The sequence below is a fragment of the Pseudomonas sp. DSV-1 genome, assembly GCF_035830915.1.
Lineage (GTDB): Bacteria > Pseudomonadota > Gammaproteobacteria > Pseudomonadales > Pseudomonadaceae > Aquipseudomonas.
In genome coordinates this window covers 832,073-854,979 of sequence record NZ_JAYMYG010000001.1, presented here as the reverse complement: position 1 = coordinate 854,979, position 22,907 = coordinate 832,073, and the positions used below count along the sequence as shown (strand labels likewise).

The following is a 22,907-nucleotide window of genomic DNA, read 5'->3' as shown; positions in this document are numbered from 1 at the left end:
ACACGAAAAAGGGCCCTTTCGGACCCTTTCTCAATGCGCTAGAACCTTGCGCTATCAGCGCTTGTCTTTGCGGTTTTTCTCGGCTTTCTTGTGGTGCGACATCATGCGGCGCTTCTTGTTGACCTGACGGTCGGTCAGCGAGTTCTTGTTGCCTTCGTACGGGTTCTCGCCACCTTTGAACTCAATGCGGATCGGCGTACCGACCAACTTCAAGACACGACGGTAGGTGTTTTCGAGATAACGGACGTAAGACTTCGGAACCTTCTCAACCTGGTTACCGTGGATCACGATAATCGGCGGGTTAGCACCACCCAAGTGGGCATAACGCAGCTTGATCCGGCGGCTGTTGACCATCGGTGGCGCGTGCTCACTGACCGCATCTTCCAGGATCTGGGTCAGACGGTTGGTCGGCCAGCGAGTAACCGCTGACTTGAAGGAGTTCTGCACCGACTGGTACAGGTTGCCCACGCCAGTGCCGTGCAGCGCCGAGATAAAGTGAATATCGGCGAAGTCGACGAAGAACAGGCGACGCGTCAGCTCGACTTTAACGAAGTCGCGCTCGCTCGGGGTCATGCCGTCCCACTTGTTGATCGCGATGACCAGAGCCCGACCGGCCTCCAGCGCAAAGCCCAACAGGTTGAGGTCGTGGTCAACCACGCCTTCACGGGCGTCCATCACAAAGATCACCACGTTGGCGTCTTTGATTGCTTGCAGGGTTTTGACCACGGAGAACTTTTCAACTTCTTCGTGGATCTTGCCGCGCTTGCGCACACCGGCGGTGTCGATCAGCGTGTACTTCTCGTCGTTACGCTCAAACGGGATGTAGATACTGTCGCGGGTAGTGCCTGGCTGGTCATACACGATTACCCGGTCTTCACCGAGCATGCGGTTAACCAGAGTCGACTTGCCAACGTTAGGACGACCGATGATGGCGATCTTGATGCCGTCTTTTTCGCTTGGGCCAGGAATGCGCTTGGCTTCCTCACCTTCGAGAACGACTTCTTCTTCGCCGTCTTCAGGCTCTTCTTCGTCACGCGGGAAGTTGCTCAGGGCAATTTCCAGCATCTGGGTAATACCACGACCGTGAGCACCGGCGATTGGAATCGCGTCGCCCATGCCCAGTGGCGCGAACTCCGCGCGAGCCATGTCCGGATCGATGTTGTCGACCTTGTTGGCTACTACGTAGGAACGCTTGTTACGTTTGCGAAGGTGTTCGCCGATCATCTGGTCAGCGGCGGTGAAGCCTGCTTTTGCATCTACCAGGAACAGAACGACATCAGCTTCTTCGATAGCCAGCAGCGACTGCTCGGCCATCTTTTCGTCCATACCGTGCTCGTCACCGGAGATACCGCCGGTGTCGACCAGAATGTAGGAACGCCCTTGCCACTTGGCCTCACCGTATTGGCGATCACGGGTCAGACCGGACAAGTCGCCAACGATGGCGTCACGAGTCCTGGTCAGGCGGTTGAACAAGGTGGACTTGCCGACGTTTGGTCGGCCCACCAGGGCGATTACGGGAACCATGCGGCTCTCCACTTCGTTATTTCAGAAAATACAAAAGCCGCTGCAAGGCAGCGGCCAGAGTTCGGAACAGCACAAATGTGCCGCAAACCTTGCCAGAGCAAGGCTGCCCGAGGCCCTGAAGCCTCAAGCATAGACGCCTTAGCGAATGGTCAGGGCTTCCAGTTTGCCGCTGTTACCAAACACGTAAATCATGTCACCGACCACCAGCGGACGCGCCCGAAGGCCATCACTGTCAACGCGGGTACGGCCCACGAAACGACCATCGACCTGGCTCAGCAGGTGCAGATAGCCTTCCATGTCACCGACCGCCACGTAGCTGGAGAAGACTTCCGGTGCCGACAATTGACGGCGAGCCAGAGCATCATTGCTCCACAGTGAGGTGGTCGAACGCTCGTCAACGCCTTCTACAGTGCCCGACGCCAGGCTGACGTAGACGCTGCCAAAGCCCTGAGCGACACCTGAATAGCTGGAAGCATCGCGTTGCCAGAGCACGCGACCCGATTCCATTTCAAGCGCGGCCATACGGCCCTGGTAGCTGGCGACATACAGTGTACCGCCAGACATCAGCAGGCCACCGTCGATATCGACAATGCGTTCAAGCTCGGAGCGACCTTGCGGGATGGCAACACGTTGCTCCCACACAGGTACGCCGTTGCGCGTATCAAGGGCAACCACTTTACCGGTCGACAGACCGGCAATGGCCAGGTGATTGGTCACCAGTGGTGCGCCCGTGCCACGCAAGGTCAGCACGCCCGGCGTGCTGTCATACGTCCAACGCTGATTGCCGGTGGAAGCATCCAGGCCGATCAGGCGATCGTCCTGGGTCTGTACCACAACGATATCGCCGTTGGTCGCAGGAGGTGCAAGCACTTCGCTGTTGACGCGAGAGCGCCATTTTTCTTCGCCGGTACTGGAATCCAGGGCAACCACGTCACCTTGCAAGGTGCCGAGCATGACCAGGCCATAGCCCAGGCCAACTGCGCCTGAAACCGGCAGTTCGAGGTCTTTTTTCCACTCAACGTCGCCGTTCATGCGGTCCAGAGACATCACAACACCCGTTACGTCTGCGGCGTAGATGTTGTTACCTTCAACCGCTGGAACCAGCATGTTGTAGGTTTTGCCCTGACCGTCACCGATCGAGCGGCTCCACTGCTTTTGCAGCACGACTTCTTCTTTGAAGTCGGTCAGCTCGGCCGGTGGCAGTTCTTTTTTGCTGTTGCTGCTGCAACCCGCGGCCAAAACGACCAGAGCCAGCAATGCCGCATGTTTCCAACGCATCACGTCACGCATCCCCTTTGGCCAGGTCATCGAGCTTGATTTGTAAGCCACCTACCGCTGCTTCATCCGACAAGGCGGCCTTGGCTTTTTCGTAGGCTGCACGTGCGTCGTCGGCACGGCCCTGCTGCACCAGCAAGTCGCCCTTGAGCTCTTCGCGGCTGGCCAGGAATGCTTTGTCCGAATCACCTTCAAGCAGTTTCAGGGCATCATCGACCTTGCCCTGTGCCGCCAGAACCTGGGCCAGACGCTGACGCGCCACTTCAGCCAGGGTGGCATTGGCCGGTTTTTCGACAATGGCTTTCAGCTCTGCGGCCGCGTCATCGAGTTTGCCGTTGTCCACTGCGACCTTGGCCACGAACAGACCGCCAAATTGCGCATAGGCAGAGCCTGCGTATTCGCTTTTCAACTTGTTGGCCAAATCAGCCACACGGGCCACATCGGGCTGACCGTCAGGCGTGAGTGTGGTCTCTAGCAACTGTTGGTAGAGAATCGACGCACCCTGCGACTGATTCGTCTGATACTTGTGCCAAAACTGCCAGCCGAACACCACCACCAGCGCCAGCATGCCGCCAGTGACCAGGGGTTTGCCGTTACGCTGCCACCAGTCTTTCAACTCGCCCAGCTGATCATCATCGTTACTCGACACCCCAACACTCCTTAATTCGATAAATCGGCTGTTTTACAGCTTCAACCCTGCACGACGCAGGTGGCCAGGTGCTCGGAAAGAGCATCCCAGGCAATCGTTTGTTGTTCGCCCTGGCCACGCAGGGGTTTTAAACCTACCACTTGCTGGGCCAATTCGTCGTCACCCAGGATCAGCGCGTACAGTGCGCCGCTCTTGTCAGCCTTTTTGAACTGGCTTTTGAAACTGCCTGCACCGGCATTGATCTGCAAGCGCAGGTTCGGTAGCTGATCGCGAACACGTTCGCTCAAAGTCAGGGCAGCCAACTCGGCAGCCTCACCGAAAGCACACAGGTAGACATCGACCTGACGCGCGATTTCTTCGGGGATCTGTTCAAGGGTTTCGAGCAGCAGGATCAAGCGCTCGATGCCCATGGCGAAACCGACACCCGTAGTAGGCTTGCCGCCCATTTGCTCGACCAGACCGTCATAACGGCCGCCAGCACAGACGGTACCCTGGGCGCCCAGTTTGTCGGTGACCCATTCGAATACGGTTTTGCTGTAGTAATCCAGGCCACGAACCAGTTTTGGATTGATCGTGTAGGGAATGCCCGCTGCATCGAGGCGTGCCTTGAGCCCCTCGAAATGCACACGGGATTCTTCGTCCAGATAGTCAACCAGCTTCGGCGCGTCGACCAGAACAGCTTGAGTATCGGCATTTTTGGTGTCGAGGACGCGCAGCGGATTGGATTTCAAACGACGCTGGCTGTCTTCGTCAAGCTCGCTCAGGCGCGAGGACAAGTATTCGACCAGAGCTGCACGGTAGCGCCCACGGGCTTCGCTGGTGCCCAGGCTGTTAAGTTCGAGCTTGACCGCATCGCGGATACCCAGCTCGCCCCACAGGCGCCAGGTCAGCACGATCAGTTCGGCATCGATGTCCGGGCCATCAAGGTTGAACACCTCGACACCAATTTGATGAAACTGGCGATAGCGCCCTTTTTGCGGACGCTCGTGGCGGAACATCGGACCGATGTACCACAACTTTTGTACCTGGCCGCCGCCGGTGATGCCGTGCTCAAGCACCGCACGCACGCACGCCGCAGTACCTTCAGGGCGCAAGGTCAGCGAATCGCCGTTGCGGTCCTCGAAGGTGTACATCTCTTTTTCGACGATGTCGGTCACTTCACCGATAGATCGCTTGAACAGCTCGGTGAACTCAACGATTGGCATACGGATTTGCTTGTAACCGTAGTTATCCAGCAAACGCGAAACCTTGCCCTCAAAGTAACGCCACAGAGGCGTCTGCTCCGGCAGGATGTCGTTCATGCCACGAATGGCTTGCAATGACTTGCTCACAATAAATCCTTTATTCGTCTGGTTAGCCGCGCGCGATAACTGCAGCGTCAGCTTCGACCTTTTCGGCCGCCCTCTGCCGGATCAGTCTTTCGAGCTGGTCCACCAGATTGTCATTCGTCAGTTTCTGCGACGGCTTGCCGTCAATGTAAATCAGGTTGGGTGTACCACCGGTGAGCCCCACATGGGCTTCCTTGGCTTCGCCAGGACCGTTGACCACACAACCGATCACCGCCACATCCAGCGGCACCAGCAGGTCTTCAAGACGAACTTCAAGTTCGTTCATGGTTTTCACCACATCGAAGTTCTGCCGAGAGCAGCTTGGGCACGCAATGAAGTTGATGCCACGCGAGCGCAGGTGCAAGGACTTGAGGATGTCGTAGCCGACTTTTACTTCCTCTACCGGGTCTGCCGCCAACGAGATACGGATGGTATCGCCAATGCCTTCGGCGAGCAGCATACCTAGGCCCACGGCAGATTTCACTGTGCCTGAACGCAAACCACCGGCTTCGGTGATCCCCAGGTGCAGCGGTTGAACGATTTCCTTGGCCAGAAGACGGTAGGCCTCAACAGCCATGAACACGTCGGAAGCCTTCACGCTGACCTTGAAGTCCTTGAAGTTCAGACGTTCAAGATGCTCTACGTGGCGCAGAGCCGACTCGACCAGAGCAGCAGGTGTCGGTTCGCCATATTTCTTTTGCAGGTCTTTTTCGAGCGATCCCGCGTTGACGCCGATACGGATCGGAATACCGCGATCCCGTGCCGCATCAACTACCGCACGCACACGGTCTTCACGACCGATGTTGCCCGGGTTGATCCGCAGGCAATCCACACCCAGTTCCGCTACGCGCAGGGCGATCCGGTAATCGAAGTGGATGTCGGCAACCAATGGCACCTTGACCAACTGCTTGATCCGGCCAAAAGCTTCAGCAGCGTCCATATCCGGTACGGAAATCCGTACGATATCAACGCCTGCTGCCTCCAGGCGGTTGATTTGGGCTACGGTTGCAGCGACATCATTGGTGTCACTGTTGGTCATGCTCTGTACAGCGATAGGGGCGTCGCCACCTACGGGTACATTGCCGACCCAGATTTTGCGCGATTCGCGACGTTTAATTGGTGATTCGCCGTGCATGACTTATTGACCTAACTTCAGGCGAGCAGTCTCGCCACTGGTGAAAGGAGCCACATCCACAGACTGACCGTTGTAGGTCACCTGTGCGCCACGGGCAAAGCCCAGGCGCAGGGTCAGTGGAGGCTTGCCGCTCACTTCTAGATTTTCGCCTTTGCGCTTCAGTCCACCGAACAGCACTTTACCCGTAGCGTCGGTTACCTGCGTCCAGCAATCAGCGGTGTATTGCACTGCCACTTTGCCTGCACCCGCGACCGGAGCCACTGTGGCCGCCGGTGGCGTGGCTACAGGTGCGACAGCCGGGGCGACTGCAGGAGCGACAACAGAAGGTGCAGGCACCGGGGCTGCCACAACGGGGGCCGCTGCTGGCGCTTGAGCCGCCGCAGGCAGTGCCAATGCAATGCTTGCCGCCTGCTCTGGAGCAGACTCGGTTACAACCGGAGTTTCACCTTCAGCCTTGGCCTCGGCGACGGCCTGGTCTTCAGGCTCGTCGAGCGGATGGATGCGGGTTGTGCCGTCTGCACCTTCAACTTCAACGTGTTCCGGGGTCAGGCCAATCAAGTCCTTGGCACGCATGGACGTTTGATCCTGCCACCAGATAAAACCGCCACCGATCACGGCAATCAGCAACAACAGGCTGACAATACGCAAAATGGTATGGGACACCCGCACTGGCTCTTCTATACGGCCCAGGCTGTGCACGTTGCTGCCGTTGGCATCAGTGCCGGTATACAGGTCAAATTCACGTACCAGGCTGGCCTGATCCATGCCCAGCAATTTGGCATAGGTCCGGATATAGCCGCGAGCAAAGGTATGCCCTGGCAGCTTGTCGAAAGCGCCCGTCTCAAGGTTGCTCAGGGAGCTGGCCGTGAGGTTGAGTTTCAAGGCGACTTCAGCCAGCGTCCAGCCATTGTTTTCACGGGCCTGACGCAGGGTCTCACCGGGATTGACACGAGTCGCTGCTAGAACTTCGGGTTGCGCCGCTTTCATCATTGCTCCGACAGGTATTGCTGATATTCCGGCGTGCCGGGATAGAGTCGTTGTAGTTGCTGGCCATGGTTGGCAGTTGGGGTGCGGTCGTCGAAAACACTCGCCAGTCGCGCACCGAGCAATAGACTACGTGCATTTTGCCCGCTAAGCAGGCTAAAACGATCGTAAAAGTCACGTGCTGATACATATTGCTTGTCTTGGTATGACATCTGAGCCATTTCGAGTAGCGCGCGCGGTTGCCGAGGGTTCAGGCGCAGGGCTTTTTCAAGTTCCTGGCGGCCTCTCTCTCGCTGCCCCAACTCAAGCGACGTTATACCCAGGTTCTCGAAAATACGGGAACGCTCAGGATAAAGGTCATCAGCCGCAGCCTTTTGAAACTGGACACTGGCTTCCTGATAGCGCTGACGCTCAAACAGGAAACTGCCGTAATTATTGAGGATTCGCGCATCGCCAGGCCGCCCGTTCAATGCGGTACGAAATGACTTTTCGGCCAGCTCGAACTCCATTTCGGACTGAAACACCAATGCCAGTGCGGCGTTGGTGTCCGGGTCCGCCTTGTCGAGTTCCAGGGCTTTGCGCAAAGGAACTTTGGCCTGTTCGACCATGCCCTGCTGCAGATAACCCAGGCCCAACTGAACATAAGCCTGACGCGCCTCGTTACGCCCTTTGTCGCCCATCATCGAGGTTGAATCGCCCGATGATGCACAGCCAGCCAAAAAGCCGACCAAAACGACGGAGAGCGCGGCGCGCAGGATCATGGATGTCCTCTCTCAGGGCGCGGACGCAGCGCTTTGTGCCGAATCGGCATCGGCGCTGAGCTCACGTGCCGCAATCAGGCGCGAGCTGCGGCGCGTGCGGTCATTGACCTGCCCCACCAGTTGGCCGCATGCCGCGTCGATGTCTTCACCACGGGTGGTGCGCACGGTCACGTTATAGCCAGCTTGCTGCAACAGCTCCTGGAAACGGCGAATGGCGTTGTTGCTTGGACGCTCATAACCGGAATGCGGGAACGGGTTGAACGGGATCAGGTTGATCTTGCACGGCGTGTCTTTTAAAAGCTCGATCATTTCGCGAGCGTGATCGACGTGGTCGTTCACGTCCTTGAGCAAGGTGTACTCCACGGTCAGCACGCGCTTTTCACCCAGGGTCGCCATGTAGCGGCGGCAGGAATCAAGCAGCATGGCCAGCGGGTACTTCTTGTTGATCGGCACCAATTGACTGCGCAATGCGTCATTGGGTGCATGCAGCGACAACGCCAGGGAGACGTCGATGTGCTTGGCCAGCTCATCGATCATCGGCACCACGCCCGAGGTGGACAGTGTCACCCGGCGCTTGGAGATGCCATAGCCCAGATCATCCATCATCAGATGCATGGCGGCGATAACGTTGTCGAAGTTCAGCAGCGGCTCACCCATGCCCATCATCACCACGTTGGTGATGGCACGGTCGATGGTTGCCGGGACGCTGCCAAAGGATTTGTTGGCAATCCACACCTGGCCAATGACTTCGGCGGCGGTGAGGTTGCTGTTGAAGCCTTGCTTGCCGGTGGAGCAGAAACTGCAATCCAGGGCACAGCCAGCCTGGGACGAAACGCACAATGTGCCACGCTTGCCCGAGGGAATATAAACGGTCTCGACGCAGCTGCCTGACTCTACACGTACCACCCACTTGCGGGTGCCGTCGGTAGAAATGTCCTCGCTGACGACTTCAGGTCCACGAACCTCAGCAATGGCCTTGAGCTTGTCGCGCAAGGCCTTGCTGACGTTAGTCATGGCGTCGAAATCATCGACGCCAAAGTGGTGAATCCACTTCATGACCTGACCGGCACGGAAACGCTTCTCCCCGATTGAGTCGAAGAATTTCTCCATTTCCGGCTGAGTCAGTCCCAGCAGGTTGGTTTTGCCAGTCGTTGCAATCATGTCTTCACCCTCACTCACAAGCTAATACTTAGCGAGTGGTTACTTCAGTAGCTGCGAAAAAGTACGAGATTTCACGAGCTGCAGCAGCTTCAGAGTCGGAACCGTGAACAGCGTTAGCGTCGATGGATTCAGCGAAGTCAGCACGGATAGTGCCGGCAGCTGCTTCTTTAGGGTTGGTAGCGCCCATCAGTTCGCGGTTCAGAGCGATAGCGTTTTCGCCTTCCAGAACCTGAACAACAACCGGACCGGAGATCATGAAAGCAACCAGGTCGCCGAAGAAGCCACGAGCGCTGTGCTCAGCGTAGAAGCCTTCAGCTTCGGCTTTGGACAGTTGCTTCAGTTTGGAAGCTACAACCTTCAGGCCGGCTTTTTCAAAACGAGTGGTGATCTCGCCGATAACGTTTTTTGCAACAGCGTCAGGCTTGATGATGGAGAAAGTGCGTTGAACAGCCATGGTGTAACTCCAGAAACAGTGATTTAAGCGAAAAATTAAACCCGCGAATTATACGCGGGTTCTTGGGTATTTCATAATTACGTCGATTACAAGCTTAGTCGGCTTCTTCGATCCACAAACCCTGAATCGCTTCGAGGACCTTCTCACCGCCACGATCAGGGATATCGTCGAACTCAGGCAGCGCCATGACCAGATTGCGCAGCGTGACGAAATTCACCGAAAGCGGATCGACGTCCGGGTGAGCTTCAGCCAGCTGAATCGCGATTTCCTGCACATCAACCCATTTAAGGCTCATGACAACCCCTTATCAGTGCGGCGCTTCGGCAGCATGGTTAAGCGAATACTTCGGAATCTCGACAGTGATGTCCTCGGTGCCGACGCGAGCCTGACAGCTCAGGCGCGAAGTGGCTTCCAGACCCCAAGCCCTGTCAAGATAGTCCTCTTCCAGCTCGTCAGCTTCGTTCAGCGAGTCAAAACCCTCGCGAATCACGCAGTGACACGTGGTGCAGGCGCAAACGCCACCGCAGGCACTTTCGATTTCGATGTGATTGTCGTGAGCCACTTCGAGAATGGTCTTGCCGGTCTCAGCCTCTACAACCATACCGTCCGGGCAATGCTCGGCGTGTGGCAGAAAAATGATCTGCGGCATCAGTTATTCCTCGATTTCATTCAGGTTGCGACCCGCCAGGGCGGCCTTGACGGTCAAGTCCATGCGGCGGGCAGCAAAGGCATCGGTCACTTGCGACAGACGCTTGGTCTGCAGCTCAATGGCGTAACCATCGGTGCCTTTCAATAATTCGGATAATTCCTGCATTTGCAGTTCGATGACCATGCGCTCTTCAGCATCCAGCAAGCGCTCACCATCGACTTCAAGGGCCGCTTGCACAGCCTCGATCAGACGCTGGGCATCCACTTGCTGCTCACGCAATACGCGAGCGACCTTGTCGTCGCTGGCGTACTGGAACGAATCCTTGAGCATCTTGGCGATTTCGCCGTCGGTCAGACCGTATGACGGCTTGACCTGGATATTGGCTTCAACGCCTGAACCCAGCTCACGTGCAGTCACACTCAGCAAACCATCGGCATCCACCTGGAAGGTCACGCGAATTTTCGCAGCACCGGCAACCATCGGCGGGATACCGCGCAACTCAAAGCGTGCAAGAGAACGGCAATCGCTGATCAGCTCGCGCTCGCCCTGCAGCACATGAACCATCATGGCCGTCTGGCCGTCTTTATAGGTGGTGAAGTCCTGAGCACGGGCCACCGGAATCGTGGTGTTGCGCGGGATGACCTTCTCCATCAGCCCACCCATGGTCTCAAGACCCAGAGACAACGGAATCACGTCAAGCAGCAGCAGTTCGCCACCGTCACGCTTGTTGCCTGCCAGGGTATCAGCCTGAATCGCCGCACCAATGGCGACCACTTGATCAGGGTCGATATCGGTCAACGGCTGACGGCCGAACATCTCGGCAACGGCCTCGCGCACACGGGGCACGCGGGTAGAACCACCCACCATGACCACTGCCTGGACATCTTCAATCTCGATATTGGCGTCGCGCACGGCACGGCGGCATGCCTTCAGACTGCGTGCAACCATGGGTTCGATCATTGCGTTAAAGGCTTCACGGGTCAGCTCCGAGTGCCAGTCACCGAAGGCAACGGCCACAGAGGACGCATCGGTCAGCGCTTCTTTGGCGGCACAGGCTGCCTGCAACAAGGTGCGCTGCGTGCCCGGATCGAGGTCAGCAGACAAACCGGCCTGCTCTACCATCCAGCTGGCAATTGCATGATCGAAGTCATCGCCACCCAGCGCACTGTCGCCGCCGGTAGCCAAGACTTCAAACACACCGCCGGTCAGGCGCAGGATCGAAATATCGAACGTGCCCCCGCCCAGATCATAGATAGCCACCACACCTTCAGCCGACTGGTCCAGACCATAGGCCACGGCAGCCGCTGTCGGCTCGTTGAGCAAACGCAAGACATTCAGACCGGCCAACTTGGCAGCGTCTTTGGTGGCCTGACGCTGGGCATCATCGAAATAGGCCGGAACGGTAATCACCGCACCTACCAACTCGCCACCCAGGGTCTTTTCAGCGCGCTCACGCAGCACTTTCAGGATTTCGGCAGACACTTCAACCGGGCTTTTCGGGCCTTGCACAGTGTCGATAAACGGCATGTGCGACTCACCACCTACAAAGTGGTAAGGCAGCTGCTCACCCAATTGCTTGACGTCGGAAAGACCACGACCCATCAAGCGCTTGACCGACAGCACGGTATTGAAAGGATCGCTGGAAGCCGCCAGACGCGCCGACTCACCCACCTCGACGCGATCAGCGTGATAGCGCACGGCAGACGGCAAAATAACGTTGCCATTTGCGTCAGCCAAAGGCTCGGAAAGGCCGCTGCGCAATGCAGCAACCAGCGAATTGGTAGTGCCCAAGTCAATCCCCACAGCCAGACGTCGCTGGTGCGGTTGAGGACTTTGGCCGGGTTCGGCGATCTGCAGTAGGGCCATCGTAATCAGGACTTATCTGTAATCAGGCGTGCAATCTGGGAAGCACGGAGTTAATCGTCGAGGCGCTCTTCTAACTGGCGCACTTCGTAGTTGAGCTTGTCGAGGAACTGCATGCGCCGCATCAGGCGCTCGGCCTGCTCGCGTTGCGCAGCATCATCCCAACAAGCAGCGAAGCTGTCGTTCAATTCGTTCTGAGCGACTTTCAGTCGACGCTTGAATGCTGCAATACCGGCCATATCGGCGCTGTCGTGCAAATCTTCAAGTTCTTCGCGCCACTGCATCTGCTGCATCAGAAACTCGGGATCGTGCACCGTGACTTCCAGCGGCAATTCGCCACCCTGTAGCGCGAGCAGGTAACGCGCACGCTTGGGAGGGTTTTTGAGCGTCTGGTAAGCCTCATTGAGGCTGGCGGACTGCTCCAGCGCCAGACGCTGCTCGCGCTCGGAAGCATCGGCAAATCGATCCGGGTGAACACCGCGCGCCAACTCTCGATAACGCACAGCCAGCTGATCGAGATCCAGATTGAAACTCGGCTGCAGCTCAAACAAAGCAAAATGACAAGGAGTACCCACGACTAGCCTCAGATGTTGAAGCTTTCGCCGCAGCCACATTCACCGCGCACGTTAGGGTTATTGAACTTGAAGCCTTCGTTCAGGCCTTCCTTGACGAAATCCAGTTCGGTGCCGTCAAGGTAGGTCAGGCTTTTTGGATCAATGATCACTTTTTCGCCATGGGTTTCGAAGACCTGGTCTTCTTCACCCACTTCGTCGACAAACTCCAGCACATAGGCAAGACCGGAACAGCCTGTTGTGCGAACACCCAGACGAATCCCCTCACCTTTGCCGCGCCCGTCAAGGGAGCGGCGAATGTGTCGAGCAGCCGCTTCTGTCATGCTGATAGCCATCGTGACTCCTTACCTTTTGCCAGTTTCTTCACCCCGCCTGCGCCATTAACAGGCACACGCAGCGAGGATCAGATCAAACCTTTCTTCTGCTTGTAATCGCGAACAGCCGCCTTGATGGCGTCTTCAGCGAGTACCGAGCAGTGAATTTTTACCGGCGGCAAAGCCAGTTCTTCAGCCAGCTGAGTGTTCTTGATGGTCTCTGCTTCATCCAGAGTCTTGCCTTTCATCCACTCGGTAGCCAGGGAGCTGGAAGCGATTGCCGAACCACAACCATAGGTCTTGAACTTGGCATCTTCAATAATGCCCTGCTCGTTGACCTTGATCTGCAAACGCATCACGTCGCCGCATGCTGGAGCGCCGACCATGCCAGTGCCGACATCCGGGTCTTCCGCGTTCATCTTGCCGACGTTGCGCGGGTTCTCGTAGTGGTCAATGACCTTTTCGCTGTAAGCCATGGTACTAATCCTCACTCATCAGAGAGTCGCTCTTGAGACGCTGTAAATGCTGCTGCTCGCTGCGCTTACAGCGTCTACTTTACGGCGACTTAAATTGTTAGTGCGCCGCCCATTCGATTTTCGAAATGTCGATGCCGTCTTTGTACATGTCCCACAGCGGCGACAGTGCGCGCAGCTTGGTAACGGCCTCGCAAACCTTCTGCGCGGCGTAATCGATTTCTTCTTCGGTGGTGAAACGACCGAACGTGAAACGAATCGAGCTGTGTGCCAACTCGTCATTGCGGCCCAGGGCACGCAATACGTAGGACGGCTCAAGGGAAGCGGAAGTACAGGCCGAACCGGACGACACAGCCAGATCCTTGAGCGCCATGATCAGCGACTCGCCTTCAACGTAGTTGAAGCTCAGGTTCAGGTTGTGAGGTACGCGATGGACCATGCTGCCGTTGACGTACAGCTCTTCAAGGTGTTCAACCTGCTTGAAGAAACGGTCGCTCAACGCCTTGATACGGACGTTTTCGGCCGCCATTTCTTCTTTGGCGATCTGGAACGCTTCGCCCATGCCCACGATCTGGTGGGTGGCCAAGGTGCCCGAACGCATGCCACGCTCGTGACCGCCGCCGTGCATGGCAGCTTCGATACGGACCCGAGGCTTGCGGCTTACGTACAGCGCGCCAATGCCTTTAGGGCCGTAGGTTTTGTGTGCCGAGAACGACATCATGTCGACTTTGAGCTTGGCCAGGTCGATTTCAACCTTGCCGGTAGACTGTGCAGCATCAACATGGAACAACACGCCGCGCGAGCGAGTCAGCTCACCAATGGCAGCGATGTCGTTGATGGTGCCGATTTCGTTGTTCACGTGCATGATCGAAACCAGAATGGTGTCGTCGCGCATGGCCGCTTCAACCATGGCTGGCGTAACCAGACCATCTGTACCCGGCTCGATGTAGGTCACTTCAAAGCCTTCACGCTCCAGCTGACGCATGGTGTCGAGAACGGCCTTGTGTTCAATCTTGTCGGTGATCAGGTGCTTGCCTTTGGTGGCATAGAAATGCGCAGCACCCTTGATTGCCAGGTTGTTGGCCTCGGTCGCACCAGAGGTCCAGACAATTTCACGGGGGTCGGCATTGACCAGATCAGCAACCTGACGACGACCGTTCTCTACCGCTTCTTCAGCTTTCCAGCCAAATACGTGGGAACGCGACGCCGGGTTACCGAAGTTCCCGTCAACCAGCAGGCAGTCGCTCATTTTTTGAGCAACACGCGGATCAACCGGGGTAGTGGCTGAGTAATCGAGGTAAATTGGCAACTTCATGGACTATCTCCTAAATCAGGCTGGCTGGCGCACCGTCGTTTTTAAGCAATCACTCGACGGCGGACGCTTCGATCTTATCCAGGTGCGGCACCTTGCCATTACAGCGGCGCTGATCCTGACGCTGGGCTACCTCTTGTACCTCACGGCGAGTGACAAGATCAGCCAAGCTGATACCACTGAGAAAATCGTGTATTTGCAAGCTGAGGTCGCACCACAGGTGGTGGGTCAGGCAAGTATCGCCGGCATGGCAATCGCCAAGACCCTGGCAACGCGTTGCGTCGACCGACTCGTTCACGGCATCAATTACCTGAGCCACTTGAATGCTTTGCATCTCGCGCGACAGCTGATAGCCGCCACCCGGGCCACGCACACTGGAAACCAGGCTGCTGCGGCGCAATTTGGCAAACAGTTGCTCAAGGTAGGAAAGAGAAATGCCTTGGCGCTCGGAAATATCGGCCAGGGACACGGGCCCGTGCTGTGCGTGCAACGCCAAATCGAGCATCGCAGTTACGGCGTAACGGCCTTTTGTAGTCAGTCTCATGGACAGGTACCACGGAATTCGGAATGGGGCGAGTATGCTATTCCCGACTATTTAAGTCAACTATTAGACCTAGTACTTTAGTCGGGATTACCCGCAAAAGAGCGCGCGCATTGTAGCAGGGTATGCGGCGTAATGGCACACGACACGCATCCTGTGGAAGCGGACTTGCTCGCAACGGCATCGATGCCATCGCGAGCAAGCCCCCCTCCCGCCCATCACTCAGCCCACAACCCTCACACCGCCTTGCTTTCATCCTTGTCTTTTACACAGGCAAAGTCTTCTTCGCGCAGCTCAGGCAGATCTTTCGCACAATAAGGACTACCCAGATCCTTCAGCGCACCGCACATGCCATCCAGCTTGCCGTCGACCGCCTGCAAGTGATCCAGCAACTGAGCAATGGCACGGGCAACCGGGTCGGGCATGTCTTCACTGACGCCGTAGGCATCAAAACCGATCTTCTCGGCCATCGCTTTGCGCTTAGCCTCGGCCTCATCGTCACTTTTGACAATAATGCGCCCCGGAATACCCACCACCGTCGCACCCGGCGGCACCGCCTTGGTCACCACCGCATTGGAACCGACCTTGGCACCCGCCCCTACAGTGAACGGCCCGAGCACCTTGGCGCCCGCCCCGACCACAACACCATCTTCCAGCGTCGGGTGGCGCTTGCCCTTGTTCCAGCTTGTGCCACCCAGGGTCACACCCTGGTACAGGGTTACGTCATCACCGATTTCCGCGGTTTCCCCAATCACAATACCCATGCCGTGATCGATGAAAAAACGACGCCCCACCTTGGCCCCCGGGTGAATTTCAATCCCGGTCAGCCAGCGCCCGAAATTCGACACCAAACGGGCCAGCCACTTCCAGCCGGCCAGCCACAACAGCGCCGACAAACGGTGAATCCAGATCGCATGCATCCCCGGATAGCACGTCAGCACCTCGAAAGCGTTACGCGCCGCGGGATCACGATGAAACACACTTTGGATATCTTCACGCAGACGCTCAAACATCATTAATCCTTGCGCTTGAGCAGCTCGCCACGGGCTGCTTTCTGGGTTTCGGTGAGAATGCCGCGCAGAATGTTCATCTCTGCACGACTGACCGCACTGCGCCCGTAGAGCCGACGCAGGCGCGCCATCAGGTGGCGCGGCTTTTCGGGATCCATAAATTCAATGGCCACCAGGGTTTGCTCCAGGTGCTCGTAAAAGCGCTCCAGCTCATCCATGGTCGCCAACTCGCCACTTTTAGTGGACGCCACTTCCTCTTTCTCGATCTTGCTCGGCTGCCCCTGGCTCGCGAGCCAGGCCATGCGGATTTCATAGCTCAATACCTGCACGGCCGCGCCCAGGTTCAGAGAACTGAACTCAGGGTCGGACGGGATATGCACGTGAAAGTGACAGCGCTGCAACTCTTCATTGGTCAGGCCGGAGTCTTCACGACCAAACACCAACGCAATCTCAGCGCCTTGAGCCGCTTCCTGAACCACTTTCTGCCCACACTCGCGCGGGTCCAGCAGCGGCCAGGGGATGCGGCGATCACGGGCACTGGTACCCAGAACCAGATTGCAGCCCACCAAGGCATCTTCAAGGGTCGCGACTACTTGAGCATTTTCGAGAATGTCACCCGCACCTGACGCCCGCGCATCGGCTTCATGGTGAGGAAACAACCTTGGCTCCACCAGAACCAGCCGCGACAACCCCATGTTTTTCATGGCACGCGCAGCACCGCCGATGTTCCCGGGATGGCTGGTATTGACCAGAACGACACGAATATTAGGCAACAAAGGAAGCGCTCACAGACCAGCAAAAGGGAGCAAATCTTACCTAAGCAAAACGCCATAAGCTACGAAAGCTAACGCAAACCTTCATCTGCCAAAGTTTTCTGATAGAATATTCGGCTTTCTTTAACAACCTTAGGTGAAACGTCCATGCAGCCCATGCTGAATATCGCGCTGCGCGCCGCCCGCAGCGCCAGTGAATTGATTTTCCGCTCCATCGAGCGCCTGGATACCATCAAGGTTGACGAAAAAGACGCCAAGGATTACGTCTCTGAAGTCGATCGTGCTGCTGAACAGAAAATCATCGACGCCCTGCGCAAGGCTTACCCGACGCACGGCATCCTCGGTGAAGAAACCGGCATGCACCCAGGCAGCGGTGAAGGTGAAGACTATCTGTGGATCATCGACCCGCTGGATGGCACCACCAACTTCCTGCGCGGCGTTCCACACTTCGCCGTCAGCATCGCCTGCAAATACCGCGGCCGCCTTGAGCACGCAGTGGTTCTCGATCCGGTTCGCCAGGAAGAGTTCACCGCCAGCCGTGGCCGTGGCGCCCAACTGAACGGTCGCCGCCTGCGTGTAAGCGGTCGCACCAGCCTCGAAGGCGCCCTGCTGGGCACCGGCTTCCCGTTCCGCGACAACCAGATGGACAACCTGGAAAACTACCTGGGCATGTTCCGCAGCCTGGTTGGCCAGACTGCCGGCATCCGCCGTGCAGGCGCAGCCAGCCTGGATCTGGCTTACGTGGCTGCAGGCCGTTTCGACGCCTTCTGGGAGTCGGGCCTGTCCGAGTGGGACATGGCTGCAGGCGCACTGCTGATTCAAGAAGCAGGCGGCCTGGTCAGCGACTTTACCGGTAGCCACGATTTCCTTGAAAAAGGCCATATCGTTGCCGGTAACACCAAGTGCTTCAAAGCTGTACTGACTGCAATCCAGCCGCACCTGCCGGCTTCGCTGAAACGCTAAGCGAAACCCGCAGACAAAAAAAAGCACCCTTCGGGGTGCTTTTTTTTGGCCTTGAAATTACTCCCCGCAGGAGCGGGCCTGTTCGCGATGGCATCACCGCGATTTGCCTCACAGACCGCGCCGCCCGCATTGCGAGCAAGCCCACCCCCACAAGAACTTAATTCAGGATCAGCTTGCCTTCCTTGTCCACGGCAATTTCATTGCCAGGCTCGCGATCCATTCGCACCTTGCCTTCCTTGCCGTTGAGCGAATAACGCACGTCATACCCGACAACCTTGCTGCTGATGTCATTGACCGTATTGCAGCGCGTCTGCGTCGTGGTGTAGGTATCACGCTCCTGCATGCCTTCCTGAACCTTGTTGCCGGCGTAACCGCCACCGACAGCACCGGCAACCGTAGCAATCTTCTTGCCGGTGCCACCGCCCACCTGATTACCCAGCAAACCGCCCGCAACAGCGCCGATCACGCTACCGACGATCTGATGCTGATCCTTGACCGGCGCCTGACGCGTCACAGTCACATCCTTGCACACCTCACGCGGCGTTTTGACCTGCTGGTTGACCGGCACAACTGCCAGCACCTGCGCAGACTCAGGGCCTTTAACCAAGCTGTAAGTGGCAAAAGCGCCACCGGCTGTAACACCGACAGCACCCAGTACAGCACCTACCAGCAATGACTTGTTCACGTGAACCTCCAGACCATCATACGTAGGAAAATCCCACATCAATCCCAGCCTTGGAGCACAAAAAAAGGCGCGAGTTCAATACTCGCGCCTTTTGGGTGACAACCTGCTTATAACCAGAGGTTATGGACGGTCGTCGATCTCTTTCTCAGTCGCCGCAGGCGGAATCAAATCCTCTGCACTGAGGTTCAGCCAGATCAGCACCACGTTCGCGATATAGATCGACGAGTAAGTACCCGCCATCACACCAACGAACAGCGCAATCGAGAAGCCCCACAGGTTATCGCCACCGAAGATCAGCAACGCCGCAATCGCCAGCAATGTGGAGACCGAAGTCGCCACGGTGCGCAACAGGGTTTGCGTGGTCGAGATGTTGATGTTGTCGATCAGGCTGGCCTTGCGCAACACCCGGAAGTTCTCCCGAACCCGGTCGAATACCACGATGGTGTCGTTGAGCGAGTAACCAATGATCGCCAGCACCGCCGCCAACACCGTCAGGTCGAAGGTGATCTGGAACCAGGACAGGATACCCATGGTCACGATCACGTCGTGAACCAGGGACACAATCGCGCCGACCGCGAACTTCCACTGAAAGCGGAACGCGAGGTAAAGCATGATGCCGCCCAGTGCCATCAGCATGCCGAGGCCGCCCTGGTCACGCAGCTCTTCACCTACTTGCGGCCCAACAAATTCAACGCGCTTGATGACCGCAGGGTTGGACGTGTCGGCCTGGCCCAGCGCAGCCGCTACCTTGTTTCCCAGCAGCGGATCGTCGCCCGGCATACGCACCAACAAGTCGGTGGTTGCACCAAAGCTCTGCACCACGGCGTCATGGAAGCCGGCCGAAGCCAGCTCCGTACGCACCTTGGTCAGGTCAGCCGGCTTCTCGTAGGTCAGCTCGATAAGCGTACCGCCGGTGAAGTCCAGGCCGTAGTTCATGCCCTTGTGGAACATGCTGAACAAAGCCAGCACGGTAAGCAGCACAGTGACGCCGAACGCTACGTTGCGAACGCCCATGAAGTTGATTGTACGTAACATGGCAGCCCCTTAAATCCACAACTTCTTGAAGTCCCGACCGCCATACACCAGGTTGACCAGTGCGCGGGTGACCATGATGGCCGTGAACATCGAGGTAAAGATACCCAGCGACATGGTGACCGCGAAGCCCTTGACCGGCCCGGTACCCATGGCAAAGAGAATCCCGCCGACCAGCAGGGTCGTCAGGTTGGAGTCAACGATGGCGGTAAAGGCACGGTTGAAACCTTCGTTGATCGCCCGCTGCGGTGTCATGCCATTGGCAATCTCTTCACGTATACGCGAGAAGATCAGTACGTTGGCATCGACCGCCATACCCATCGTCAACACGATACCGGCAATACCCGGCAGGGTCAGGGTTGCACCCAGCACCGACATCAGAGCCAGCAGCAAGACCATGTTGCCCGCCAGCGCCACCGTCGCGATCACACCGAAGAAACGGTAGATGGCAATGATGAAGAGGGACACGAACAGCATCCCCCACAGCGAAGCATCGATACCCTTGGTGATGTTGTCAGCACCCAGGCTAGGACCAATGGTGCGCTCTTCAGCGAAGTACATTGGCGCCGCCAGACCACCGGCACGCAACAGCAGTGCCAGCTCGGAAGCCTCACCCTGGCCATTCAGGCCGGTGATGCGGAACTGACTGCCCAGCGGCGACTGGATAGTCGCCAGACTGATGATCTTTTTCTCTTCCTTGAACGCCTGGACCGGCACGTCCTTCTCAACACCATCAACCACTTTCTTGGTGTAAGTCGTCACCGGCTTCTGCTCGATGAAGATTACCGCCATGCTGCGGCCAACGTTGCTGCGGGTCGAACGGCTCATCAACTCGCCGCCATGACCATCAAGCTTGATGTTCACCTGCGGACGGCCGTGCTCGTCAAAGCCGGCCTGAGCGTCGGTTACCTGGTCACCGGTGATGATCAGGCCACGCTCGATCTGCGCGGTCGGACGATTGCCCTCACGGAACTCAAAGGTCTCGGACGTAGCCTTGGAAGCACCCGGCTCAGCAGCCAGACGGAACTCAAGGTTGGCCGTCTTGCCCAGGATACGCTTGGCTTCGGCAGTATCTTGTACGCCTGGCAGCTCAACCACGATGCGGTTGGCACCCTGACGCTGAACCAAAGGCTCGGCAACACCCAACTCGTTAACCCGGTTACGGACGGTTGTCAGGTTTTGCTTGATGGAATATTCGCGGATTTCCGCCAGCTTGGCCGGGGTCATCACCAGACGCAGAACCGGCTGACCATTGAGGTCTGCAGCAGTAATGTCAAAGTCATTGAAGCTTTTGCGGATCAGGCCACGCGCTTGCTCACGGGTAGCTTCATCAGTGAAGCCCAACTGAATGGCACCGTTGAGTTGCGGCAGACTGCGATAACGCACTTTCTCTTTGCGCAGCAGGCTTTTGACATCGCCTTCGTACACTTTCATGCGTGCATCGACAGCTTTGTCCATGTCCACTTCCAACAGGAAGTGCACACCACCCGACAAGTCCAGACCCAGTTTCATTGGGTGAGCACCCAGACTACGCAACCATTGCGGCGTGGTCTGCGCCAGGTTGAGCGCTACGACATAGTCGTCACCCAGGGCCTTGCGTACGACATCCTTGGCTGGCAACTGGTCGTCTTTCTTGACCAGACGCAGCAAGCCACCTTTACCATTCTGGGCCAGAGTGGCGCCCTTCACGGCAATGCCAGCATCCGTCAGCGCCTTGGTGGCGCGATCCAGATCAGCTTGAGTGACCTGCAGGGCCGTGCTCGCACCCGACACTTGAATGGCCGGATCATCAGGGTACAGATTGGGAGCGGAATAAATAAAACCGATCGCCAGCACCGCCAGGATCAGTATGTATTTCCACAGAGGGTATTTGTTCAGCATCAATCACGCCGCCCGCTTAAAACGCGGGGCGCCTTGCGCGCCCCGTCGATTGTTAAAAGTTGAAACTTAGATCGCTTTCAGCGTGCCTTTAGGCAACGTGGCTGCAACAGAGCCTTTCTGAATTTTCAGCTCGACAGTGTCAGACACTTCGATAACAACAAAAGCGTCAGAAACCTTGACGATCTTGCCGGCGATGCCGCCAGTGGTCACGATCTCGTCGCCTTTTTGCAGGTTACCCAGAAGGGCTTTCTGCTCTTTGGCGCGCTTGGCCTGTGGACGCCAGATCATCAGATAGAAGATGACCAGGAAGCCGACCAGGAAAATCCATTCAAAACCGCCACCCATAGGGCCAGCAGCGGCAGGTGCAGCAGCGTCCGCGAAAGCGGAAGAGATGAAAAAGCTCATTAAGCACTCCAGTTGCAATGTTGTTTCTTAAAGGTCCGAAACTCAGTCCAAAGGCGGCACAGGAAGCCCGCGCTTGGCATAGAAGGCGTCGACAAAGGTGGCCAATGTACCCTGTTGAATAGCCTCGCGCAAACCAGCCATGAGCACCTGATAGTGCCGCAAATTATGGATGGTATTGAGCATGCTACCCAGCATTTCGCCGCACTTGTCCAGATGATGCAGATAAGCGCGAGAGAAGTTCTGGCAGGTATAGCAATCACAGGTCGGATCCAGCGGCGAATCATCATGGCGATGGAACGCATTGCGGATCTTGATGACACCGGTGTCGATAAACAGATGCCCATTGCGGGCATTGCGGGTTGGCATCACGCAATCGAACATGTCCACACCGCGGCGAACACCCTCAACGAGATCTTCCGGCTTGCCAACCCCCATAAGGTAACGAGGTTTGTCAGCGGGCATCATCGCGGGCAGGTAATCCAGCACCTTGATCATTTCGTGCTTGGGCTCGCCTACGGACAAACCGCCGATGGCCAGGCCGTCAAAACCGATCTTGTTCAGACCTTCGAGCGAGCGCTCGCGCAGGTTCTGGTGCATGCCGCCCTGAACGATACCGAACAGAGCCGCCGTGTTGTCGCCATGGGCATTCTTGGAGCGCTGCGCCCAGCGCAACGACAGCTCCATGGAAACGCGGGCCACATCTTCATCCGCCGGGTACGGCGTGCACTCGTCAAAAATCATGACCACGTCGGAGCCCAGGTCACGCTGTACCTGCATCGACTCTTCCGGCCCCATGAACACCTTGGCGCCATCTACCGGCGAAGCAAAAGTCACGCCCTCTTCCTTGATCTTGCGCATGGCGCCCAGGCTGAACACCTGGAAACCACCCGAGTCAGTCAGGATCGGCCCCTGCCATTTCATGAAGTCGTGCAGGTCGCCGTGCTTCTTGATCACTTCAGTGCCAGGACGCAGCCACAAGTGAAAGGTGTTGCCCAGAATCATCTGCGCGCCGGTATCGACGATATCGCGCGGCAACATGCCCTTGACCGTGCCGTAAGTACCGACCGGCATGAATGCCGGGGTTTCGACCACGCCACGGGGGAAGGTCAAACGACCGCGACGAGCCTTGCCATCAGTGGCAAGTAGCTCGAAAGACATACGAC

The 22,907-nt window shown here is 57.2% G+C and carries 25 protein-coding genes; 1 reads left to right on the top strand and 24 read right to left on the bottom strand.

All coding sequences use genetic code 11. The features are described 5' to 3' along the window. Nucleotides 1–54 precede the first annotated feature (54 nt). The 19 genes from der to trmJ form a co-directional block, all read right to left on the bottom strand. Nucleotides 55–1,524: a ribosome biogenesis GTPase Der gene (der, locus tag VSQ83_RS04090; RefSeq protein ID WP_019823656.1), complete on the bottom strand. Its 1,470-nt coding sequence runs from the start codon at nt 1,522–1,524 to the stop codon at nt 55–57. A 138-nt stretch (nt 1,525–1,662) separates the two neighbouring features. After that, complete coding sequence (bamB, locus tag VSQ83_RS04085) at nt 1,663–2,814, bottom strand: outer membrane protein assembly factor BamB (protein ID WP_133075948.1); 1,152 nt, start codon at nt 2,812–2,814, stop codon at nt 1,663–1,665. Beyond that, nucleotides 2,807–3,448 carry a tetratricopeptide repeat protein gene (locus VSQ83_RS04080; RefSeq protein ID WP_326425382.1) on the bottom strand — a complete coding sequence of 214 codons (642 nt, stop codon included), beginning with the start codon at nt 3,446–3,448 and terminating at the stop codon, nt 2,807–2,809. The genes bamB and VSQ83_RS04080 overlap by 8 nt, the downstream gene beginning before the upstream one ends. A gap of 41 nt (nt 3,449–3,489) precedes the next feature. Continuing rightward, entirely contained in the window at nt 3,490–4,779 is a 1,290-nt protein-coding gene (hisS, locus tag VSQ83_RS04075) for a histidine--tRNA ligase (protein ID WP_219260863.1), read from the bottom strand. 22 nt (nt 4,780–4,801) lie between these two features. Then, nucleotides 4,802–5,911 (bottom strand): flavodoxin-dependent (E)-4-hydroxy-3-methylbut-2-enyl-diphosphate synthase, encoded by a 1,110-nt coding sequence (gene ispG / locus VSQ83_RS04070; protein WP_019823663.1) that lies wholly within the window; start codon nt 5,909–5,911, stop codon nt 4,802–4,804. Between the two features lie 3 nt (nt 5,912–5,914). Continuing rightward, the gene (locus VSQ83_RS04065; protein WP_133075951.1) at nt 5,915–6,898 is read right to left on the bottom strand and encodes a RodZ domain-containing protein; all 984 of its coding nucleotides are present in this window, start codon (nt 6,896–6,898) and stop codon (nt 5,915–5,917) included. After that, the gene (gene pilW / locus VSQ83_RS04060; RefSeq protein ID WP_133075952.1) at nt 6,898–7,656 is read right to left on the bottom strand and encodes a type IV pilus biogenesis/stability protein PilW; all 759 of its coding nucleotides are present in this window, start codon (nt 7,654–7,656) and stop codon (nt 6,898–6,900) included. Before pilW ends, VSQ83_RS04065 begins: the two co-directional genes overlap by 1 nt. A gap of 12 nt (nt 7,657–7,668) precedes the next feature. Continuing rightward, nucleotides 7,669–8,817, bottom strand: a complete 1,149-nt coding sequence (rlmN, locus tag VSQ83_RS04055; protein ID WP_133075953.1) for a 23S rRNA (adenine(2503)-C(2))-methyltransferase RlmN — start codon at nt 8,815–8,817, stop codon at nt 7,669–7,671. 28 nt (nt 8,818–8,845) lie between these two features. After that, on the bottom strand, nt 8,846–9,271 hold the full coding sequence (ndk, locus tag VSQ83_RS04050; RefSeq protein ID WP_003443361.1) for a nucleoside-diphosphate kinase: 426 nt from the start codon (nt 9,269–9,271) through the stop codon (nt 8,846–8,848). Between the two features lie 94 nt (nt 9,272–9,365). Then, on the bottom strand, nt 9,366–9,566 hold the full coding sequence (gene iscX / locus VSQ83_RS04045; protein ID WP_016779607.1) for a Fe-S cluster assembly protein IscX: 201 nt from the start codon (nt 9,564–9,566) through the stop codon (nt 9,366–9,368). Nucleotides 9,567–9,578: 12 nt separating this feature from the next. Further along, nucleotides 9,579–9,920 carry an ISC system 2Fe-2S type ferredoxin gene (gene fdx, locus VSQ83_RS04040; protein WP_003443365.1) on the bottom strand — a complete coding sequence of 114 codons (342 nt, stop codon included), beginning with the start codon at nt 9,918–9,920 and terminating at the stop codon, nt 9,579–9,581. Between the two features lie 3 nt (nt 9,921–9,923). Further along, a complete protein-coding gene (gene hscA, locus VSQ83_RS04035; RefSeq protein WP_326425377.1) occupies nt 9,924–11,786 on the bottom strand; it encodes a Fe-S protein assembly chaperone HscA in 1,863 nt (620 codons plus the stop codon). Between the two features lie 50 nt (nt 11,787–11,836). After that, complete coding sequence (hscB, locus tag VSQ83_RS04030) at nt 11,837–12,358, bottom strand: co-chaperone HscB (protein ID WP_133075955.1); 522 nt, start codon at nt 12,356–12,358, stop codon at nt 11,837–11,839. Nucleotides 12,359–12,366: 8 nt separating this feature from the next. Beyond that, on the bottom strand, nt 12,367–12,690 hold the full coding sequence (iscA, locus tag VSQ83_RS04025; RefSeq protein ID WP_016779604.1) for an iron-sulfur cluster assembly protein IscA: 324 nt from the start codon (nt 12,688–12,690) through the stop codon (nt 12,367–12,369). A 68-nt stretch (nt 12,691–12,758) separates the two neighbouring features. Further along, nucleotides 12,759–13,145 carry a Fe-S cluster assembly scaffold IscU gene (gene iscU, locus VSQ83_RS04020; RefSeq protein WP_007929523.1) on the bottom strand — a complete coding sequence of 129 codons (387 nt, stop codon included), beginning with the start codon at nt 13,143–13,145 and terminating at the stop codon, nt 12,759–12,761. Nucleotides 13,146–13,242: 97 nt separating this feature from the next. Further along, the gene (locus tag VSQ83_RS04015; protein WP_133075956.1) at nt 13,243–14,457 is read right to left on the bottom strand and encodes an IscS subfamily cysteine desulfurase; all 1,215 of its coding nucleotides are present in this window, start codon (nt 14,455–14,457) and stop codon (nt 13,243–13,245) included. Nucleotides 14,458–14,506: 49 nt separating this feature from the next. Further along, nucleotides 14,507–14,998 (bottom strand): Fe-S cluster assembly transcriptional regulator IscR, encoded by a 492-nt coding sequence (gene iscR, locus VSQ83_RS04010; RefSeq protein WP_133075957.1) that lies wholly within the window; start codon nt 14,996–14,998, stop codon nt 14,507–14,509. 233 nt (nt 14,999–15,231) lie between these two features. After that, nucleotides 15,232–16,008: a serine O-acetyltransferase gene (gene cysE / locus VSQ83_RS04005; RefSeq protein ID WP_326425375.1), complete on the bottom strand. Its 777-nt coding sequence runs from the start codon at nt 16,006–16,008 to the stop codon at nt 15,232–15,234. A 2-nt stretch (nt 16,009–16,010) separates the two neighbouring features. After that, nucleotides 16,011–16,781 carry a tRNA (cytosine(32)/uridine(32)-2'-O)-methyltransferase TrmJ gene (trmJ, locus tag VSQ83_RS04000; protein WP_133075959.1) on the bottom strand — a complete coding sequence of 257 codons (771 nt, stop codon included), beginning with the start codon at nt 16,779–16,781 and terminating at the stop codon, nt 16,011–16,013. Between the two features lie 144 nt (nt 16,782–16,925). On the opposite strand from trmJ, the gene suhB reads away from it, so the two are divergent. Beyond that, nucleotides 16,926–17,741, top strand: a complete 816-nt coding sequence (suhB, locus tag VSQ83_RS03995) for a type III secretion system regulator SuhB (RefSeq protein WP_019823692.1) — start codon at nt 16,926–16,928, stop codon at nt 17,739–17,741. A gap of 157 nt (nt 17,742–17,898) precedes the next feature. Here suhB and VSQ83_RS03990 read toward each other — a convergent pair whose 3' ends face one another. The 5 genes from VSQ83_RS03990 to tgt all read right to left on the bottom strand — a co-directional run bounded on the left by VSQ83_RS03990 (nt 17,899) and on the right by tgt (nt 22,902). Further along, nucleotides 17,899–18,426 (bottom strand): glycine zipper 2TM domain-containing protein, encoded by a 528-nt coding sequence (locus VSQ83_RS03990; RefSeq protein WP_133075960.1) that lies wholly within the window; start codon nt 18,424–18,426, stop codon nt 17,899–17,901. Nucleotides 18,427–18,546: 120 nt separating this feature from the next. Further along, on the bottom strand, nt 18,547–19,461 hold the full coding sequence (gene secF / locus VSQ83_RS03985) for a protein translocase subunit SecF (RefSeq protein WP_133075961.1): 915 nt from the start codon (nt 19,459–19,461) through the stop codon (nt 18,547–18,549). A 9-nt stretch (nt 19,462–19,470) separates the two neighbouring features. Then, complete coding sequence (gene secD / locus VSQ83_RS03980) at nt 19,471–21,339, bottom strand: protein translocase subunit SecD (protein WP_219260869.1); 1,869 nt, start codon at nt 21,337–21,339, stop codon at nt 19,471–19,473. A gap of 66 nt (nt 21,340–21,405) precedes the next feature. Further along, nucleotides 21,406–21,744, bottom strand: coding sequence for a preprotein translocase subunit YajC (yajC, locus tag VSQ83_RS03975; RefSeq protein WP_003443398.1), 339 nt, complete (start codon nt 21,742–21,744; stop codon nt 21,406–21,408). A gap of 42 nt (nt 21,745–21,786) precedes the next feature. Further along, nucleotides 21,787–22,902, bottom strand: a complete 1,116-nt coding sequence (gene tgt / locus VSQ83_RS03970; protein WP_133075983.1) for a tRNA guanosine(34) transglycosylase Tgt — start codon at nt 22,900–22,902, stop codon at nt 21,787–21,789. Nucleotides 22,903–22,907: the final 5 nt, after the last annotated feature.

Coding starts and splice junctions, on each gene's coding strand:
- iscA (WP_016779604.1), bottom strand. CDS start 12,690: ATGGCTATCAGCATGACAGAAGCGGCTGCTCGACACATTCGCCGCTCC.
- VSQ83_RS04015 (WP_133075956.1), bottom strand. CDS start 14,457: ATGAAGTTGCCAATTTACCTCGATTACTCAGCCACTACCCCGGTTGAT.
- ispG (WP_019823663.1), bottom strand. CDS start 5,911: ATGCACGGCGAATCACCAATTAAACGTCGCGAATCGCGCAAAATCTGG.
- bamB (WP_133075948.1), bottom strand. CDS start 2,814: ATGCGTGACGTGATGCGTTGGAAACATGCGGCATTGCTGGCTCTGGTC.
- fdx (WP_003443365.1), bottom strand. CDS start 9,920: ATGCCGCAGATCATTTTTCTGCCACACGCCGAGCATTGCCCGGACGGT.
- secD (WP_219260869.1), bottom strand. CDS start 21,339: ATGCTGAACAAATACCCTCTGTGGAAATACATACTGATCCTGGCGGTG.
- hscA (WP_326425377.1), bottom strand. CDS start 11,786: ATGGCCCTACTGCAGATCGCCGAACCCGGCCAAAGTCCTCAACCGCAC.
- iscU (WP_007929523.1), bottom strand. CDS start 13,145: ATGGCTTACAGCGAAAAGGTCATTGACCACTACGAGAACCCGCGCAAC.
- pilW (WP_133075952.1), bottom strand. CDS start 7,656: ATGATCCTGCGCGCCGCGCTCTCCGTCGTTTTGGTCGGCTTTTTGGCT.
- cysE (WP_326425375.1), bottom strand. CDS start 16,008: ATGTTTGAGCGTCTGCGTGAAGATATCCAAAGTGTGTTTCATCGTGAT.
- der (WP_019823656.1), bottom strand. CDS start 1,524: ATGGTTCCCGTAATCGCCCTGGTGGGCCGACCAAACGTCGGCAAGTCC.
- iscX (WP_016779607.1), bottom strand. CDS start 9,566: ATGAGCCTTAAATGGGTTGATGTGCAGGAAATCGCGATTCAGCTGGCT.
- iscR (WP_133075957.1), bottom strand. CDS start 14,998: ATGAGACTGACTACAAAAGGCCGTTACGCCGTAACTGCGATGCTCGAT.
- suhB (WP_019823692.1), top strand. CDS start 16,926: ATGCAGCCCATGCTGAATATCGCGCTGCGCGCCGCCCGCAGCGCCAGT.
- tgt (WP_133075983.1), bottom strand. CDS start 22,902: ATGTCTTTCGAGCTACTTGCCACTGATGGCAAGGCTCGTCGCGGTCGT.
- VSQ83_RS04065 (WP_133075951.1), bottom strand. CDS start 6,898: ATGAAAGCGGCGCAACCCGAAGTTCTAGCAGCGACTCGTGTCAATCCC.
- ndk (WP_003443361.1), bottom strand. CDS start 9,271: ATGGCTGTTCAACGCACTTTCTCCATCATCAAGCCTGACGCTGTTGCA.
- rlmN (WP_133075953.1), bottom strand. CDS start 8,817: ATGATTGCAACGACTGGCAAAACCAACCTGCTGGGACTGACTCAGCCG.
- yajC (WP_003443398.1), bottom strand. CDS start 21,744: ATGAGCTTTTTCATCTCTTCCGCTTTCGCGGACGCTGCTGCACCTGCC.
- secF (WP_133075961.1), bottom strand. CDS start 19,461: ATGTTACGTACAATCAACTTCATGGGCGTTCGCAACGTAGCGTTCGGC.